Source organism: Streptomyces sp. NPDC054757 (genome assembly GCF_053612185.1).
In genome coordinates this window covers 92,004-107,208 of record NZ_JBSHBW010000017.1, presented here as the reverse complement: position 1 = coordinate 107,208, position 15,205 = coordinate 92,004, and the positions used below count along the sequence as shown (strand labels likewise).

General features: G+C 66.9%; 13 protein-coding genes. 6 read left to right on the top strand and 7 right to left on the bottom strand.

Annotated features, from left to right (window positions below):
- Positions 1-437 precede the first annotated feature (437 nt).
- A complete protein-coding gene (locus ACWGKJ_RS20810; protein ID WP_385017281.1) occupies positions 438-1,775 on the top strand; it encodes an MATE family efflux transporter in 1,338 nt (445 codons plus the stop codon).
- Between the two features lie 251 nt (positions 1,776-2,026).
- On the opposite strand, the gene rplI is transcribed toward ACWGKJ_RS20810, so the two are convergent.
- The 4 genes from rplI to rpsF form a co-directional block, all read right to left on the bottom strand.
- Positions 2,027-2,473: a 50S ribosomal protein L9 gene (rplI, locus tag ACWGKJ_RS20805; RefSeq protein ID WP_385017278.1), complete on the bottom strand. Its 447-nt coding sequence runs from the start codon at positions 2,471-2,473 to the stop codon at positions 2,027-2,029.
- Between the two features lie 18 nt (positions 2,474-2,491).
- Positions 2,492-2,728 (bottom strand): 30S ribosomal protein S18, encoded by a 237-nt coding sequence (rpsR, locus tag ACWGKJ_RS20800; RefSeq protein ID WP_003967857.1) that lies wholly within the window; start codon positions 2,726-2,728, stop codon positions 2,492-2,494.
- 42 nt (positions 2,729-2,770) lie between these two features.
- On the bottom strand, positions 2,771-3,373 hold the full coding sequence (locus ACWGKJ_RS20795) for a single-stranded DNA-binding protein (RefSeq protein ID WP_385017275.1): 603 nt from the start codon (positions 3,371-3,373) through the stop codon (positions 2,771-2,773).
- Positions 3,374-3,445: 72 nt separating this feature from the next.
- On the bottom strand, positions 3,446-3,736 hold the full coding sequence (gene rpsF, locus ACWGKJ_RS20790; protein WP_164258274.1) for a 30S ribosomal protein S6: 291 nt from the start codon (positions 3,734-3,736) through the stop codon (positions 3,446-3,448).
- A gap of 266 nt (positions 3,737-4,002) precedes the next feature.
- Here rpsF and ACWGKJ_RS20785 point away from each other — a divergent pair, with 266 nt between their 5' ends.
- From ACWGKJ_RS20785 to ACWGKJ_RS20775, 3 genes are all read left to right on the top strand, one after another.
- The gene (locus ACWGKJ_RS20785) at positions 4,003-4,338 is read left to right on the top strand and encodes a hypothetical protein (protein WP_385017272.1); all 336 of its coding nucleotides are present in this window, start codon (positions 4,003-4,005) and stop codon (positions 4,336-4,338) included.
- 120 nt (positions 4,339-4,458) lie between these two features.
- Entirely contained in the window at positions 4,459-5,577 is a 1,119-nt protein-coding gene (locus ACWGKJ_RS20780) for a lipid II:glycine glycyltransferase FemX (protein ID WP_164258270.1), read from the top strand.
- Positions 5,578-5,716: 139 nt separating this feature from the next.
- Positions 5,717-6,748, top strand: coding sequence for an alanine racemase (locus ACWGKJ_RS20775; protein WP_385017445.1), 1,032 nt, complete (start codon positions 5,717-5,719; stop codon positions 6,746-6,748).
- 105 nt (positions 6,749-6,853) lie between these two features.
- On the opposite strand, the gene ACWGKJ_RS20770 is transcribed toward ACWGKJ_RS20775, so the two are convergent.
- Together ACWGKJ_RS20770 and ACWGKJ_RS20765 are read right to left on the bottom strand one after the other, a co-directional pair.
- Positions 6,854-8,359, bottom strand: a complete 1,506-nt coding sequence (locus tag ACWGKJ_RS20770; protein ID WP_453315785.1) for a glycosyltransferase family 87 protein — start codon at positions 8,357-8,359, stop codon at positions 6,854-6,856.
- Positions 8,360-8,557: 198 nt separating this feature from the next.
- Positions 8,558-11,257 (bottom strand): transglycosylase domain-containing protein, encoded by a 2,700-nt coding sequence (locus ACWGKJ_RS20765; RefSeq protein WP_385017269.1) that lies wholly within the window; start codon positions 11,255-11,257, stop codon positions 8,558-8,560.
- 399 nt (positions 11,258-11,656) lie between these two features.
- On the opposite strand from ACWGKJ_RS20765, the gene ACWGKJ_RS20760 reads away from it, so the two are divergent.
- On the top strand, positions 11,657-12,331 hold the full coding sequence (locus ACWGKJ_RS20760) for a PadR family transcriptional regulator (RefSeq protein ID WP_385017266.1): 675 nt from the start codon (positions 11,657-11,659) through the stop codon (positions 12,329-12,331).
- A gap of 49 nt (positions 12,332-12,380) precedes the next feature.
- Positions 12,381-13,463 carry an inositol-3-phosphate synthase gene (locus tag ACWGKJ_RS20755; protein ID WP_385017264.1) on the top strand — a complete coding sequence of 361 codons (1,083 nt, stop codon included), beginning with the start codon at positions 12,381-12,383 and terminating at the stop codon, positions 13,461-13,463.
- A gap of 195 nt (positions 13,464-13,658) precedes the next feature.
- Here ACWGKJ_RS20755 and ACWGKJ_RS20750 read toward each other — a convergent pair whose 3' ends face one another.
- Positions 13,659-15,101 carry a CCA tRNA nucleotidyltransferase gene (locus ACWGKJ_RS20750; RefSeq protein ID WP_385017261.1) on the bottom strand — a complete coding sequence of 481 codons (1,443 nt, stop codon included), beginning with the start codon at positions 15,099-15,101 and terminating at the stop codon, positions 13,659-13,661.
- Positions 15,102-15,205: the final 104 nt, after the last annotated feature.

The following is a 15,205-nucleotide window of genomic DNA, read 5'->3' as shown; positions in this document are numbered from 1 at the left end:
CGGGAATGCTCACCGGGCCGCCTCCTCCCGTCCGCTCCGCGGACCTAACCGTGCGACTCTTTCTTACGGCACGGCACCGACAAACAAGGGGCCCGACTCCGCAAACGGCGCGTCGGGCGCCGGTCCACGGTAGGCCCGCAGACACCGTCAGCCAATCTTGTTATCCACAGGCCCTGTGGGTGACGGACCCCAGCCTGTGGGTAACTCGCCAAAACCTGTGCACGGGTCGGGGGACAGCGCTGTGGACAAACTCATAGCGCGCTCGCAAAAACCCATCTGACCTGCACATTCGCCATCCACTGGCTGTGGGGGAGAAAAACTTTTCCGGCTGGACCAAGATCACGACAAACGGCGCACAGCCCGAGCTGGAACGATGAGACCCGTAAGGGTCTTAAGCCTATTGCATCTCTTACCTGTGGAAGACTAGATTGTCCCGCATGACCCAGGCCCCCGCGGCACCACACCCCAGCAGCCGACGGCACGACCGGGAGATCATCTCGCTCGCCGTGCCCGCCTTCGGCGCGCTGGTCGCCGAGCCGCTCTTCGTCATGGCCGACAGCGCGATCGTCGGCCACCTCGGAACCCGTCAGCTGGCAGGGCTCGGGGTAGCGGCCGCTCTGCTGAGTACAGCCGTGAGCATCTTCGTCTTCCTCGCCTACGCCACCACGGCCGCCGTCGCACGGCGGGTGGGCGCGGGGGATCTGCAGGCCGCCATCCGACAGGGCATGGACGGCATCTGGCTCGCTCTGCTGCTCGGCGCTCTCGTCATCGCCGCCGTCCTGCCCACCGCCCCATGGCTGGTGGGCCTCTTCGGAGCCTCAGCCGACGCCTCCCCGTACGCGGTCACCTATCTGCGGATTTCCAGCATCGGCATCCCGGCCATGCTGGTCGTCCTGGCGGCCACCGGGGTGCTCCGCGGTCTCCAGGACACCAGGACCCCCCTGTACGTCGCGATCGGGGGCTTCGCAGCCAACGCCGCGCTCAATGCCGCGCTCGTCTACGGAGCCGGACTGGGCATCGCCGGATCCGCCTGGGGAACGGTGATCGCCCAGTACGCCATGGTCGCCGTCTACCTGGTGGTCGTTGTCCGGGGAGCCAGAAAGCACGGCGCTTCGCTCCTCCCCGACACGGCCGGGATCCGGGCCTGCGCACAGGCCGGGGTCCCCCTGCTGGTCCGTACGCTCTCACTGCGGGCGGTCCTGATGACCGCGACCGCTGTGGCGGCCCGCCTGGGGGACACCGACGTGGCCGCCCATCAGATCGTGCTCTCCCTCTGGAGCCTGCTGGCCTTCGCGCTGGATGCCATCGCCATCGCCGGACAGGCGATCATCGGTCGCTATCTGGGCGCGGCCGACACCGAAGGGGCAAAGGAGGCGTGCCGCCGCATGGTGCAGTGGGGCATTGCTTCAGGGGTGGTGCTGGGCGCGCTGGTCGTGGCATCCCGGCCCCTGTTCGTCCCGTTGTTCACGAGCGACCAGGCGGTACGGGACGTACTGCTGCCGGCCCTGCTGGTCGTCGCGCTCGCCCAGCCGATCTCCGGCGTCGTCTACGTCCTGGACGGCGTACTGATGGGCGCGGGCGACGGCCGCTATCTTGCCTGGGCCATGGTCGTCACACTTGCGGTCTTCACACCGGTCGCCCTCCTGGTACCGACGCTGGGCGGCGGGCTGACGGCGCTGTGGTGGGCGATGGTACTGATGATGGCGGTCCGGATGGTGACGCTCTGGCTCCGGGCCCGCTCGGGCCGCTGGATCGTCACGGGCGCCACCCGCTGAAACCGCGGGACAAATCCAGCCGCCCCGCCCTACGTCCCACTGCCTGTGCGTCTGCCCGCCTATCCAGCCAGGGCCCGGTCGGCAAACCTCACGGGCCGGACTGCATGGTGGGGTAGCTGCACGGCCGGGGAGCTGGGCGGCCGGGGAGCTGGGCGGCTGGGGAGCTGGGCGGCTGGGTGTTTCACGTGAAACGGCGGAAGGGCCGCCTCCCGAAGAAGACGGCCCTTCCCATGCTCTGCCGAGCGCAGCAGTTACGCGGCGACGACCTCGATGCCGACATGCGCGGCAACTTCGGCGTGCAGACGCACGGACACCTGGTGGGCACCCAGGGTCTTGATCGGCGAACCGAGCTCGACGCGACGCTTGTCGACCACGGGGCCACCGGCGTCCTTGATCGCCGAGGCGATGTCGGCCGGGGTGACGGAACCGAAGAGACGGCCGGCGTCGCCGGAGCGAACGGCCAGACGGACCTTCACGCCCTCAAGCTTGGCCTTGACCTCATTGGCCTGCTCGATGGTCGCGATCTCGTGGATCTTGCGGGCGCGGCGAATCTGCGCCACGTCCTGCTCGCCACCCTTGGTCCAGCGGATCGCGAAACCACGCGGGACCAGGTAGTTGCGGGCGTAACCGTCCTTGACGTCAACGACGTCGCCGGCGGAACCGAGGCCAGCGACCTCGTGGGTGAGGATGATCTTCATTTTTCGGTCACCCTTCCCTTATCGCGCGGTGGACGTGTAGGGCAGCAGCGCCATCTCACGGCTGTTCTTGACAGCCGTGGCGACGTCACGCTGATGCTGCGTGCAGTTGCCGGTGACGCGGCGGGCACGGATCTTGCCACGGTCGGAAATGAACTTCCGCAGCATGTTCGTGTCCTTGTAGTCCACGTACTGGGTCTTGTCCTTGCAGAAAGCGCAGACCTTCTTCTTAGGCTTGCGCACAGGCGGCTTCGCCATGGTGTTTCTCCTGTGTGATCAAGAAGTGGGGTACGGGCTGCCCTAGAAGGGCGGCTCGTCCGAGTAGCCACCGCCGGAGCCGGAACCGCCGGAGCTTCCGCCCCAGCTGCCCCCGCCCTGCTGGCCACCGCCGGCCGGCGCGTTGGAGGCCCACGGGTCGTCGGCGGGTGCACCGCCACCGCCCTGCTGGCCTCCGCTGGGGGCTCCGCCCCAGTTGCCGCCACCCTGCTGCTGGCCACCGCCGCCGCCGTAACCACCCTGGCCGCCCTGACCACCGCGACCGGTGGTCTTGGTGACCTTGGCCGTGGCCGTCTTGAGGCTGGGGCCGACTTCCTCGACGTCCAGCTCGTAGACCGTGCGCTTAACGCCCTCACGGTCCTCGTAGGACCGCTGCTTCAGCCGGCCCTGCACGACGACGCGCATGCCTCGCTGAAGCGACTCCGCGACGTTCTCCGCCGCCTGACGCCAGACCGAGCAGGTGAGGAACAGGCCTTCGCCGTCCTTCCACTCATTGGTCTGCCTGTCGAAGATGCGGGGAGTGGACGCGACACGGAACTTCGCGACCGCCGCACCGGAGGGGGTGAAGCGCAGCTCGGGGTCGTCGACGAGATTGCCGACGACCGTGATGACGGTCTCGCCTGCCATGGGTGAACCTCTCGGCGGGGATTGCTTGGCTGCTTGGTGCTACTCGGACCCGATGACTGCTGAGCTGGAAGCTCAGTGGGTCTCGGGGCGGAGGACCTTGGTCCGGAGGACCGACTCGTTCAGGTTCATCTGGCGGTCGAGCTCCTTGACGACCGCAGGCTCGGCCTGCAGGTCGATGACCGAGTAGATGCCCTCGGGCTTCTTCTTGATCTCGTAAGCGAGACGACGACGGCCCCAGGTGTCGACCTTCTCAACCTTTCCTTCGCCCTCACGGACGACGGAGAGGAAAGTCTCGATCAGCGGGGAGACAGCGCGCTCCTCGAGTTCGGGGTCGAGGATGACCATCACTTCGTAGTGACGCATGTGGAACCCACCTCCTTTGGACTCAGCGGCCACGGTCGTTCCGTGGCAGGAGGGTCGTGATGCGTACGCAACGGTATCCGCCGCCACTGACAATCCGGATTCGCGGAGAAAGGGACTGTTCACTGGAGTGGGCAGACACCGGTGCAGACCGTACAGACTACCTGCACCCGTGCTTCCGGTTGAAATCCGGCGGTCACCGGGCAGACTCTCTAGGTGTGGGATGTGAGCGGCGTTACAGTGCGCCGCCTTATGCCAGGAGGTGCCTGATGTCTCAGGCAGCGCGACACAACCCTGCGACGCGGCACAAGGCCGTCGCCTCTCTCCTCGCCTCGGACGGCAAGCCCCACCCGCTGGAGGACGGCCTCGGCGTGGTGGCGCTCGTACTCGGTGTGGTGGCCCTCGTCGCGGCCGGGTTCAACAATCTGCATCTGCTGAGCTCGTGGGCAGGGCTGGTGGGGATCCTGATCGGCGCCTACGGGATGTTCATCTCGATCACGACACGTGAGAGGTTCATCGTGATCCTCGGGATCGGAGCCTCTGCGGTGGGCTTCTACCTCGGCATGGCGCACGGTGGTCTCTTCGGCGGAGTGGTCGGCGGCTGAGGGCCGCTGTGCCCCTTGTCCGATACGGCCAGTCGGGGCGCTCCACGGCAGCAGTAGGCTTCGGCGGGAGAGCCGACGCCCCTGTAACCATGGGGACACGCCTGCCGAGGAGCGCCCCGCATGAGCCTGACCCTGAGGACCATCAGCCGCGAGCAGCATCTGGCGTACATCCAGAGCCTGCCGTCGGCCAGTCACTGCCAGGTTCCCGCATGGGCGGAAGTGAAGACGGAGTGGCGCTCGGAGAGCCTCGGCTGGTTCGACAAGGACGGCCTGATGGTCGGGGCGGGCCTGGTGCTCTACCGGCAGCTCCCCAAGATCAAGCGCTATCTCGCCTATCTCCCCGAGGGCCCGGTCCTCAACTGGTATGCCCCGAATCTCAACGAGTGGCTCCAGCCGATGCTGGCCCACCTCAAGGAGCAGGGCGCGTTCTCGGTGAAGATGGGCCCGCCTGTGGTCATCCGTCGGTGGAACGCGGCGGCGATCAAGTCGGGTATCCAGGACCCGGACGTGAAGCGTCTGCGCGACGTCGAGGCCACCCATATCGAACCGCGCGCGTTCGAGGTGTCCGACCGGCTGCGGAAGATGGGATGGCAGCAGGGCGAGGACGGCGGCGCCGGCTTCGGTGACGTGCAGCCCCGCTACGTCTTCCAGGTCCCGCTGGCCAACCGTTCGCTCGACGACGTCCTCAAGGGCTTCAACCAGCTGTGGCGGCGCAACATCAAGAAGGCCGAGAAGGCCGGCGTCGAGGTCGTCCAGGGCAGCTACGAGGACCTGGCCGAGTGGCAGCGGCTGTACGAGATCACCGCTGAGCGCGATCACTTCAGGCCGCGCCCGCTCTCGTACTTCCAGCGCATGTGGTCGGTCCTCAACACCGAGGATCCGAACCGGATGCGGCTGTACTTCGCCCGTCACGACGGGGAGAACGTCGCCGCAGCCACGATGCTGATCGTCGGCGGGCATGTCTGGTATTCCTACGGGGCGTCCGCCAACCACAAGCGCGAAGTGCGGCCGTCGAACGCCATGCAGTGGCGGATGCTGCGGGATGCCTACGCCATGGGCGCCACCGTCTACGACCTGCGGGGCATCTCCGACTCGCTGGACGAGACAGACCACCTCTTCGGCCTGATCCAGTTCAAGGTGGGCACCGGCGGCGAGGCCGTGGAGTACATCGGTGAGTGGGACTTCCCGCTCAACAAGCTGCTGCACAAGGCGCTCGACATCTATATGTCGCGCCGTTAAGGGTGATGATGGTTCCGTCGTCCCAGATTCGTACCCAGGTCCGTACTCCCTGATCGTCGTTCCTGTCGTTCCCATCGATCCGCTCGTTCCGTCCATACCTCTGATACACCGCAGCTCCGAGAAAGGTTCCGGTCCGGCCATGGCGCTGACCCTCTATGTCGACACCGCGCGCTGGCGGGCGCACCAGAAGTCCGTGCTCGACCAGTTCCCGGGGATCGTTCCGGTCTGCAAGGGCAACGGCTACGGCTTCGGCCACGGCCGGCTCGCGGACGAGGTGACGCGCTTCGGTTCCGAGATCATCGCGGTCGGCACCACCTATGAAGCAGCCCGTATGAAGGACTCATTCGGCGGTGATCTGCTGGTCCTCACGCCGTTCCGCCGCGGCGAGGAGCCGGTGCCGCTGCCTGACCGGGTGATCCGCTCCGTCTCGTCGGTCGACGGGGTCCACGCCCTGGTGGGCGCGCGCGTCGTCATCGAGTGCATGAGCTCGATGAAGCGCCACGGCGTCTCCGAGGCCGACCTCGGCCGGCTGCACGCCGCCATAGACGACGTACGTCTGGAAGGGTTCGCGCTGCACCTTCCGCTGGACCGCATGGACGGCTCCGACGCGGTCGAGGAGGTCATTGCCTGGATGGACAGGCTGCGCAACGCACGGCTGCCTCTCCACACCATGTTCGTGAGCCATCTGAAGGCCGAGGAACTGGCGCGGCTGCAGCAGCAGTTCCCGCAGACGCGCTTCCGCGCCAGGATCGGTACGCGGCTGTGGCTGGGAGACCACGAGGCGACGCAGTACCGCGGCTCCGTCCTGGATGTGACCCAGGTCGTGAAGGGTGACCGTTTCGGCTACCGGCAGCAGAAGACCGCTTCGGACGGCTGGCTGGTGGTCGTCGCCGGCGGGACCTCCCACGGGGTGGGCCTGGAGGCACCGAAGGCGCTGCACGGGATGATGCCGCGTGCCAAGGGCGTGGCGCGTGCGGGCCTGGCCACGGTGAACCGGAACCTGTCGCCGTTCGTCTGGTCGGGCAAGCAGCGCTGGTTCGCGGAGCCGCCGCACATGCAGGTGTCCATCCTCTTCGTCCCGTCGGACGCCCAGGAGCCGAGGGTGGGAGACGAATTGGTGGCTCACCTCCGGCACACGACGACCCAGTTCGACCGTCTCGTCGATCACTGAGCCGCCCGCACGGACCAGTAACGGCACAGAGCACGGCAGAACGGCGGAGGCGGGGGTACCGGTACCCCCGCCTCCGCGCATGTCCGGCCTGCCGCGGCCGTCCGGCTATTCGCCCACCGCGCCGCCACCCCACTCGACCTGCGGGCCTTCGTACTGATGGGCGGCGTGCCTGGCAGGACGGGCCGCCGCGCCGAGCACGAAGACATCCTCCGCGCCGTCCAGCACACCCCCTGAAGGATCGTCGGAGCCGTCCGCGCGTACGCCGTCGCGCTCCGGCATCAGGATGTCCCGCACGATCACCGCGCAGATGTAGAGCGTTCCGGCCAGGTGCAGGGCGATGGCGAACTGGTAGCCCTCGGGCGGCAGTCCCTTGGGCTTGTCGCCGCTCATCGTGTACGCGAGGTAGAGCCAGATTCCCAGGAAGTACATGACTTCGCAGCCCTGCCAGATCAGGAAGTCGCGCCAGCGGGGCCGGGCCAGGGCCGCGAGCGGGATCAGCCACAGGACGTACTGCGGCGAGTAGACCTTGTTGGTGAGGATGAACGCGGCGACCACCAGGAAGGCGAGCTGTGCGAACCGCGGCCGGCGCGGAGCGGTCAGCGCGAGGGCCGTGATCCCGCCGCACGCCACGATCATCAGGAGCGTCGCCCAGGTGTTGACGTTCCCCACGTCGAGAGGCTTGCCGGTGCGCTGGGTGATGATCAGCCAGAACGAACCGAAATCCACGTTCCGTTCCTGGCTGAACGTGTAGAACTTCTTCCACCCCTCGGGCGCGAGCAGCATGACCGGCAGGTTCACGACGAGCCAGGACGCCGCCGCGCCGAACGCGGCCCACCCGTACTCCCGCCATTTCCCGGCGCGCCAGCACAGGACCAGCAGCGGGCCCAGGATCAGCACCGGATAAAGCTTGGCGGCGGTGGCGAGGCCGATCAGCACACCGAAGGCGAGCGCGCGTCCCCGCGACCACATCAGCATCGCGGCAGCGGTGAGAGCGACCGCGAACAGGTCCCAGTTGATGGTGGCGGTGAGCGCGAAGGCAGGTGCGAGGGCGACCAGCAAGCCGTCCCAGGGGCGGCGCCGATGAGTGCGGGTGACACAGACCGCGATGACGGCCGTGCAGATCATCAGCATGCCCGCGTTGACCATCCAGTAGATCTGTTCGCGGTGCTGCATGGCGCCCCCGTGCGGGGTGAGCCAGGAGGCGACCTCCATGAACAGGCCGGTGAGCACCGGGTATTCGAGGTACGACATGTCGCCGTTGATGCGGTCGAAGTACGGGACGAGGTCGTCGGCGAAGCCCCGTCCGACATAGAGGTGGGGGATGTCCGAGTAGCAGGCGTGGTTGTACTGGGATGTTGCCCCCTGGAACCACGCCCAGTCGTAGCAGGGCATCTTCTGCACCATGCCGAGAGCGAACATGCCGATCGCGACCAGGGCGATGACCCGGACGGGGGTGAGCCCGCCGGCACCGCGGCCGGCCCAGCGCCCGGCCGGCCCCCCGATCAGTTCACTGCCCGCCGCGGCGGTCTCGTCCTGCTGAGTGGGCCGCACCTCGGGCTCTGCGGTCTTCAGTGCGGGCCGGTCCTCGTGCGCACTCGTCATGGCGCACATCCTGCCGTACGCGTCTGTGCTCGCGGGGAGGGCTGCCCCCAGCCAGGGTGGAGGCAGCACACCGCGGAGCCGGCACAGCAGCGGCGGATACGCGGCGGGCGCACAGCACGAGGGCCTCTCCACAGCAGGTGAGCTGTGGAGAGGCCCTCGTGGTGCCGTCGGAACCCGGATCAGGTGACGGGGCTCACAGGGCGGTCATCAGCCGGGCCAGCCGATGACCCCACCACGGTCGTCGCCACCCGTCCCGCCGGTGTCGGAGCTCTCGCTGGGAGTGGGGCTGCCGCCGCCCGGTCCGCCGTCCGACGTTCCCTCGTCGGTCCCGCCGTCGTTCCCGCAGCTCCAGTCCGTCCACTTGTTGCAGGACTTGGTCGGGGACGGCGTCGGGGAGGAGGGGGTGTCGGACGGGGACGGGGGCGGAGTGGACGGCGTGGGGGTCGGCGTGGGGGTCGGCGTCGGCGTCGGCTTCGGGCTCGATACGCCACTGCCGTAGACGACCTTGCCGATCGGCTCGGGCGCCGGGAAGTCCTTGGCCGGTGTATTGCTGAGCGCCTGCGACATGTAGCTGTGCCAGATCTGCGCCGGGAACGACGCACCGTGGATCTGCTTCTCGTTGCCGGTGCCGTACATCTCCTCGAACTGGCGGTTCTTGCCCTTCGCGTTGTCGTCGAAGCGGTACATGTCGATGGCGGTGGAGAGCTGCGGGGTGTACCCGATGAACCAGGCGGACTTGTTGCCGTCGGTGGTTCCGGTCTTGCCCGCGATCTGCCGGCCGGGAATCCGGGCGGCGGTTCCGGTTCCCTTGTCGACCACGGTCTTCAGCACATCGGTGACATTGCTGGCGATGGCCGTCGAGAACGCCGACTTCTCCACCTGCTGGTGCTGGTAGACCGTCCTGCCCTCGCGGGTGACCTTGGTGACCGAGAACGGCTCGTTCTGCCGGCCGTTGTTGGCGAAGGTGGCGTACGCGCCGGCCATCCGGATCGCGCTGGGGCTGGAGGTACCGATGGAGAAGGAGGGGTAGTCGGAGCTGGCCATGGACTGCTTGTCGTCGCGCAGCCCGGCGGCGATGGCCGCCTCACGTACCTTGTCGGTGCCGACGTCCATGCCGAGCTGGACGTATGCGGAGTTCACGGACTCCCGCATGGCCTCGCGCAGATCGATGCGGTAGTCAGGAGCCACGCCGAGGGAGTCATGGCCGTCGTTCTCCTGGAGCCACTCCTTGCCCTCCTTGTTCGTCCACACGCTGCCGTCGTAGTTCCTGATCTTCAGGTCGTTCTGGCCGCTGTAGAGGCTCTTCGTCGAGACGGGCGTGCGGTCCGAGTCGGGCTGGTCCTTGCCGAGGGCGGGGTTGCGCTTCCCGTGCTCCATGGCGGCTGCCAGCACGAAGGGCTTGAAGGTCGATCCGACCTGGGCACCGGTGTAGTCAGCGTTGTTCGTGTAGTGCTTGGTCGCGTCCTCGCCGCCGTAGATGGCGGCGATGGCGCCGCTCTGCGCGTCCACCGAAGCCCCGCCGAACTGGACGTGGGTGTCCGTCTTCGGCCGCAGGCCGGGCTTGATCTTCGCCTTGCGGACCTTCTCGACGGATGTCTCCAGCTGCTTGACCTTCTTCTTGTCGAAGGTCGTATGGATCTGGTAGCCGCCCTTGGCGAGGTCCTCGGAGGTGATGCCCTGCTTGTTGTTGTTGACGAAATACGACTTCGCGAGGTCGACGAGGTAACCGGTCTGGCCACCCAGCTGGGCGTCCTTCTTCGGCGGGTCCACCTTCGGGAACGTCTTGTACTTCGCCCGCTCGGCGGCGGGGAGCCGGCCGTCCTTGACCATCTGGTCGAGGATCCACCTCCAGCGGCCGGTGGCCCGCTGGAGATTGGCCTTCGGCGTCGCCGCGGGGTCGATCTCGACGGCACCCGCCGGGTCGAAGTAGCTGGCCCCCTTGAGCAACGTGGCGAGGAACGCGCACTGGCTCGGGTTGAGCTTCTCGGCGTCCACCCCGAAGTACGTACGGGCCGCGGCCTGGATCCCGTAGGCACCCCGCCCGTAGTACGACGTATTGAGGTAGTCCTTCATGATGTCGTTCTTGTCCATCTTGGCGCCGACCTTGATGGAGATGAACAGTTCCTTGAACTTACGGCTGAACGTCTGCTCCTGTCCGAGCCGCGAGTTCTTCACGTACTGCTGGGTGATCGTCGACCCGCCCTGGGTCTCACCGCCCTTTGCCATGTTGAACACCGCGCGCCCGATGCCCATGGGGTCGATGCCCTTGTCCTTGTAGAAGGACTTGTTCTCGGCCGAGACCACCGCGTTCTGCATCGCGCTGGGGATCTGCGAGAGCGGCACGATCTGCCGGTTGATCTCACCGCCCGTCGCGACCATCTGACTGCCGTCGGACCAGTAATAGACGTTGTTCTGCGCCTGCGAGGTCTTGTTGGCGTCCGGAATGCCGACCATGGCGTACGCGATGGTGCCGGCGGCCAGGATGCTGCCGGCGAAGCCCACGAAGAGACCGGTCACGAGCCGCCAGGACGGCACCCAGTGACGCCAGCCGTACAGATTCGCCCGGGGATAGTCGATGAACCTCTTCTTCCCCGGGCCCCGGCCACCGCCACCCTCCGGGCCGCCGCCACCGCGCCCGCCACGGCCACCGCCACCGCGCCGGCCACCACCGTGACCTCCGCCGGGCTCGGCGGCGCGGCGGCGTCGGCCTCCGCCGCGCTGGGCTGCCCTTCTGGCTTCGGCTCGACCGCCGTAGGGGCGCTCCTCCCCGTCCTGGGAACCGGAAGGCGACCCGGTGGCGGTTGGCGGGGGAGCTGCACGGCGGCCCGAAGGCTGCTGGGCTTCTCGCCTGGCCGCGGCACGTCCACCACTCTGGGATTGTGGTGGTTTGCGACGGTGCTCGCTCATCGAACGACTACTCCTCGGGCAGGCACTAACGCCTGGAAACGGCAGTTGAGTTCCGGTCCCCCCGATGCGCGGACCGCCCCTCGGAAGGGCGCATCCGCAGTACGCACAGACTCCCGGCGGGGCCCGTACGCGCTGCACCCCGTGGACCGAGACGGCTGACGTCCCCTGGTGTCACTCGGTCCCCGGCGGTCTGCATGCCGCACAGACTACGCACGCGCAAACCCTTCCCAGAGCCGAGGTTCGCCTCAAATCAGGCAAGTTGCTGCCTGTGAATCGTTGATGTGACACCGGTCACGATGGCTCCCCTTGTCGCAAACGCAAGGTCGTTCTATCGTGCTGATGTATCGAGTCGATACATCAGCACGGCATAAGTGACCTGGACGACAGAGGAGGCGAAGGTTGAGCAGGCGCTCCGGCATCCTCGAATTCGCCGTACTCGGTCTGCTCCGAGAGTCCCCCATGCACGGCTATGAGCTGCGCAAACGTCTGAACACCTCACTGGGGATCTTCAGGGCCTTCAGCTACGGGACCCTTTACCCCTGCCTCAAGACGCTGGTTGCCAGCGGCTGGTTGATCGAGGAGCCGGGCAGCGCCCCGGAGGACGCAGTGGCGGCTTCACTCGCCGGACGCCGCGCCAAGATCGTCTACAGGTTGACTGCGGACGGTAAGGAGCACTTCGAAGAGCTCCTGTCGCACACCGGCCCGGACACCTGGGAGGACGAGCACTTCGCTGCACGTTTTGCCTTCTTCGGGCAGACGGAGCGCGAGGTGCGGATGCGGGTGCTGGAAGGCCGCCGCAGCCGGCTGGAGGAGCGTCTGGAGAAGATGCGCGCCTCTCTGGTCCGGACGCGCGAGCGGCTGGACGATTACACGCTTGAGCTGCAGCGGCACGGCATGGAGTCCGTGGAGCGCGAAGTGCGCTGGCTGAACGAGCTCATCGAGAGCGAGCGTGCGGGCCGGGATCAGCGACGATCCCCCGACGCCGCTCAGCAGGACATATCAGGAGACACGGGCGGCCTGCCCCGGCATCGGGGTACCGCCCCGCCGGATCCGTCCGAGGACATCGCCAAGTGAGGCTCTGCGTCCGCAGGGCTTCGTCGAGAACACACAGGGAGCAACCGGAATGGGTTCGGTTCGCGTAGCCATCGTCGGCGTGGGTAACTGCGCCGCCTCGCTGGTGCAGGGCGTCGAGTACTACAAGGACGCAGATCCGGCCGGCAAGGTGCCCGGTCTGATGCACGTCCAGTTCGGCGACTACCACGTAGGTGACGTCGAGTTCGTCGCCGCCTTCGATGTCGACGCGAAGAAGGTCGGCCTCGACCTCGCGGACGCCATCGGCGCCAGTGAGAACAACACCATCAAGATCACCGACGTCCCGAACAAGGGCGTCACGGTCCAGCGCGGCCACACCCACGACGGCCTCGGCAAGTACTACCGCGAGACCATCGAGGAGTCCGACGAGGCTCCGGTCGACATCGTCCAGGTCCTCAAGGACAAGCAGGTGGACGTCCTCGTCTGCTACCTGCCCGTCGGCTCCGAAGTCGCCGCGAAGTTCTACGCGCAGTGCGCCATCGACGCCAAGGTCGCGTTCGTCAACGCTCTCCCGGTCTTCATCGCCGGCACCAAGGAGTGGGCGGACAAGTTCACCGAGGCCGGCGTGCCGATCGTCGGTGACGACATCAAGTCGCAGGTCGGCGCCACCATCACGCACCGCGTTATGGCCAAGCTCTTCGAAGACCGCGGTGTGCGCCTGGAGCGCACCATGCAGCTGAACGTCGGCGGCAACATGGACTTCAAGAACATGCTGGAGCGCGACCGCCTGGAGTCCAAGAAGATCTCCAAGACGCAGTCGGTCACCTCGCAGATCCGCGACCGCGACCTGGGCGCCGACAACGTCCACATCGGCCCCTCGGACTACGTGGCCTGGCTGGACGACCGCAAGTGGGCGTACGTGCGCCTTGAGGGCCGCGCCTTCGGTGACGTTCCGCTGAACCTTGAGTACAAGCTCGAGGTGTGGGACTCCCCGAACTCCGCCGGTGTCATCATCGACGCCGTCCGCGCCGCGAAGATCGCCAAGGACCGCGGCATCGGTGGCCCGATCCTCTCCGCCTCCTCGTACTTCATGAAGTCGCCGCCGGTGCAGTACTTCGACGACGAGGCCTACGAGAACGTCGAGAAGTTCATCAAGGGCGAGGTCGAGCGCTGAAGCTCGGCCTGAGAAGCCTGAGGGCGGTCGACCACTGACCGTCGAGAGCCCCGGACAAGTTGTCCGGGGCTCTTTCCATGCCCAGGCGGGTCCGGGATCTACTGGGCAAGGCCGTGAGCCACGAAGGGGCGGTGTTTCACGTGAAACACCGCCCCTTGGCCATGCAGTCCCTCATGTTTCACGTGAAACATGACCTCAGTCCTGCGCGGCCCACCACTCCTTGAGCGCTGTCACCGCTACGTCGTGCTCCATCGGCCCGTTCTCCAGCCGGAGCTCAAGGAGGAACTTGTAGGCGGTGCCGATCGCAGGACCCGGGCCAACACCCAGGATCTCCATGATCTGGTTACCGTCCAGGTCAGGACGGATCGAGTCCAGCTCCTCCTGCTCCTGCAGATGCGCGATGCGCTCCTCCAAGCCGTCGTACGCGCGCGAGAGAGCACTGGCCTTGCGCTTATTGCGTGTGGTGCAGTCCGACCTCGTGAGTTTGTGCAGCCGCTCCAGCAGCGGTCCGGCGTCACGTACATAGCGCCGTACAGCCGAGTCGGTCCACTCACCGGTCCCATAGCCGTGGAAGCGCAAATGGAGCTCCACCAGCTTCGTGACGTCCTTCACGATGTCATTGGAGTACTTGAGTGCGGTCAGGCGCTTCTTGGTCAGCTTCGCGCCCACCACCTCGTGGTGATGGAAGGAGACGCCCCCGTCCTTCTCGAAGCGCCGCGTCCTGGGCTTACCGATGTCATGGAGCAGGGCCGCCAGCCGGAGCACCAGATCAGGGCCGTCCTGCTCCAGATCGATGGCCTGCTCCAGCACGGTCAGCGAGTGCTCATAGACATCCTTGTGCCGGTGGTGCTCGTCACTCTCCAGACGCAGCGCGGGAAGTTCAGGAAGCACTCGCTCAGCGAGCCCGGTATCGACGAGCAGCGTGAGGCCCTTGCGCGGGTTCGCGGACAGCAGCAGTTTGTTGAGCTCGTCACGTACACGCTCGGCCGAGACAATCCCGATACGCTCGGACATCGCCGTCATCGCGGCGACCACCTCGGGCGCGACCTCGAAGTCCAGCTGCGCCGCGAAGCGGGCAGCCCGCATCATGCGGAGCGGATCGTCCGAGAACGAATCCTCCGGTGTGCCGGGCGTACGCAGTATCCGGCCCGCGAGATCCTCCAGGCCGCCATGCGGGTCGACGAAGGCCTTCTCGGGAAGAGCGACAGCCATCGCGTTGACCGTGAAATCACGGCGCAGGAGGTCTTCCTCGATCGAGTCGCCGTAGGCCACCTCGGGCTTGCGGGAGGTCCTGTCGTAGGCCTCGGAGCGGTACGTCGTGACCTCGATCAGATAGCCGTCCTTCTGACAGCCGACGGTCCCGAAGGCGATTCCGACCTCCCACACCGCATCGGCCCAGGGCCGGACAATCTTCAGTACGTCGTCGGGGCGGGCATCGGTGGTGAAGTCCAGATCATTGCCGAGCCGGCCGAGCAGCGCGTCCCTGACCGATCCTCCGACCAGCGCGAGGCTGTGCTGGGCATCCTGGAAGCGGCGGGCAAGGTCATCTGCGACCGGGGACACCCGCAGCAGTTCGGCGACCGCGCGGTGCTGCACCTGACTCAGTGCACTGGGATTGTCATCATTGGCGTTCGGCACAACAGAAAAGGGTACGTGCCCGTGCCGACCGGAGCGTCCGGATTTCCCGGCAGCCGCGATCGCCCTTCCGATCATGTGGAGCAGTCCGTGGCACTCAGGCCCAG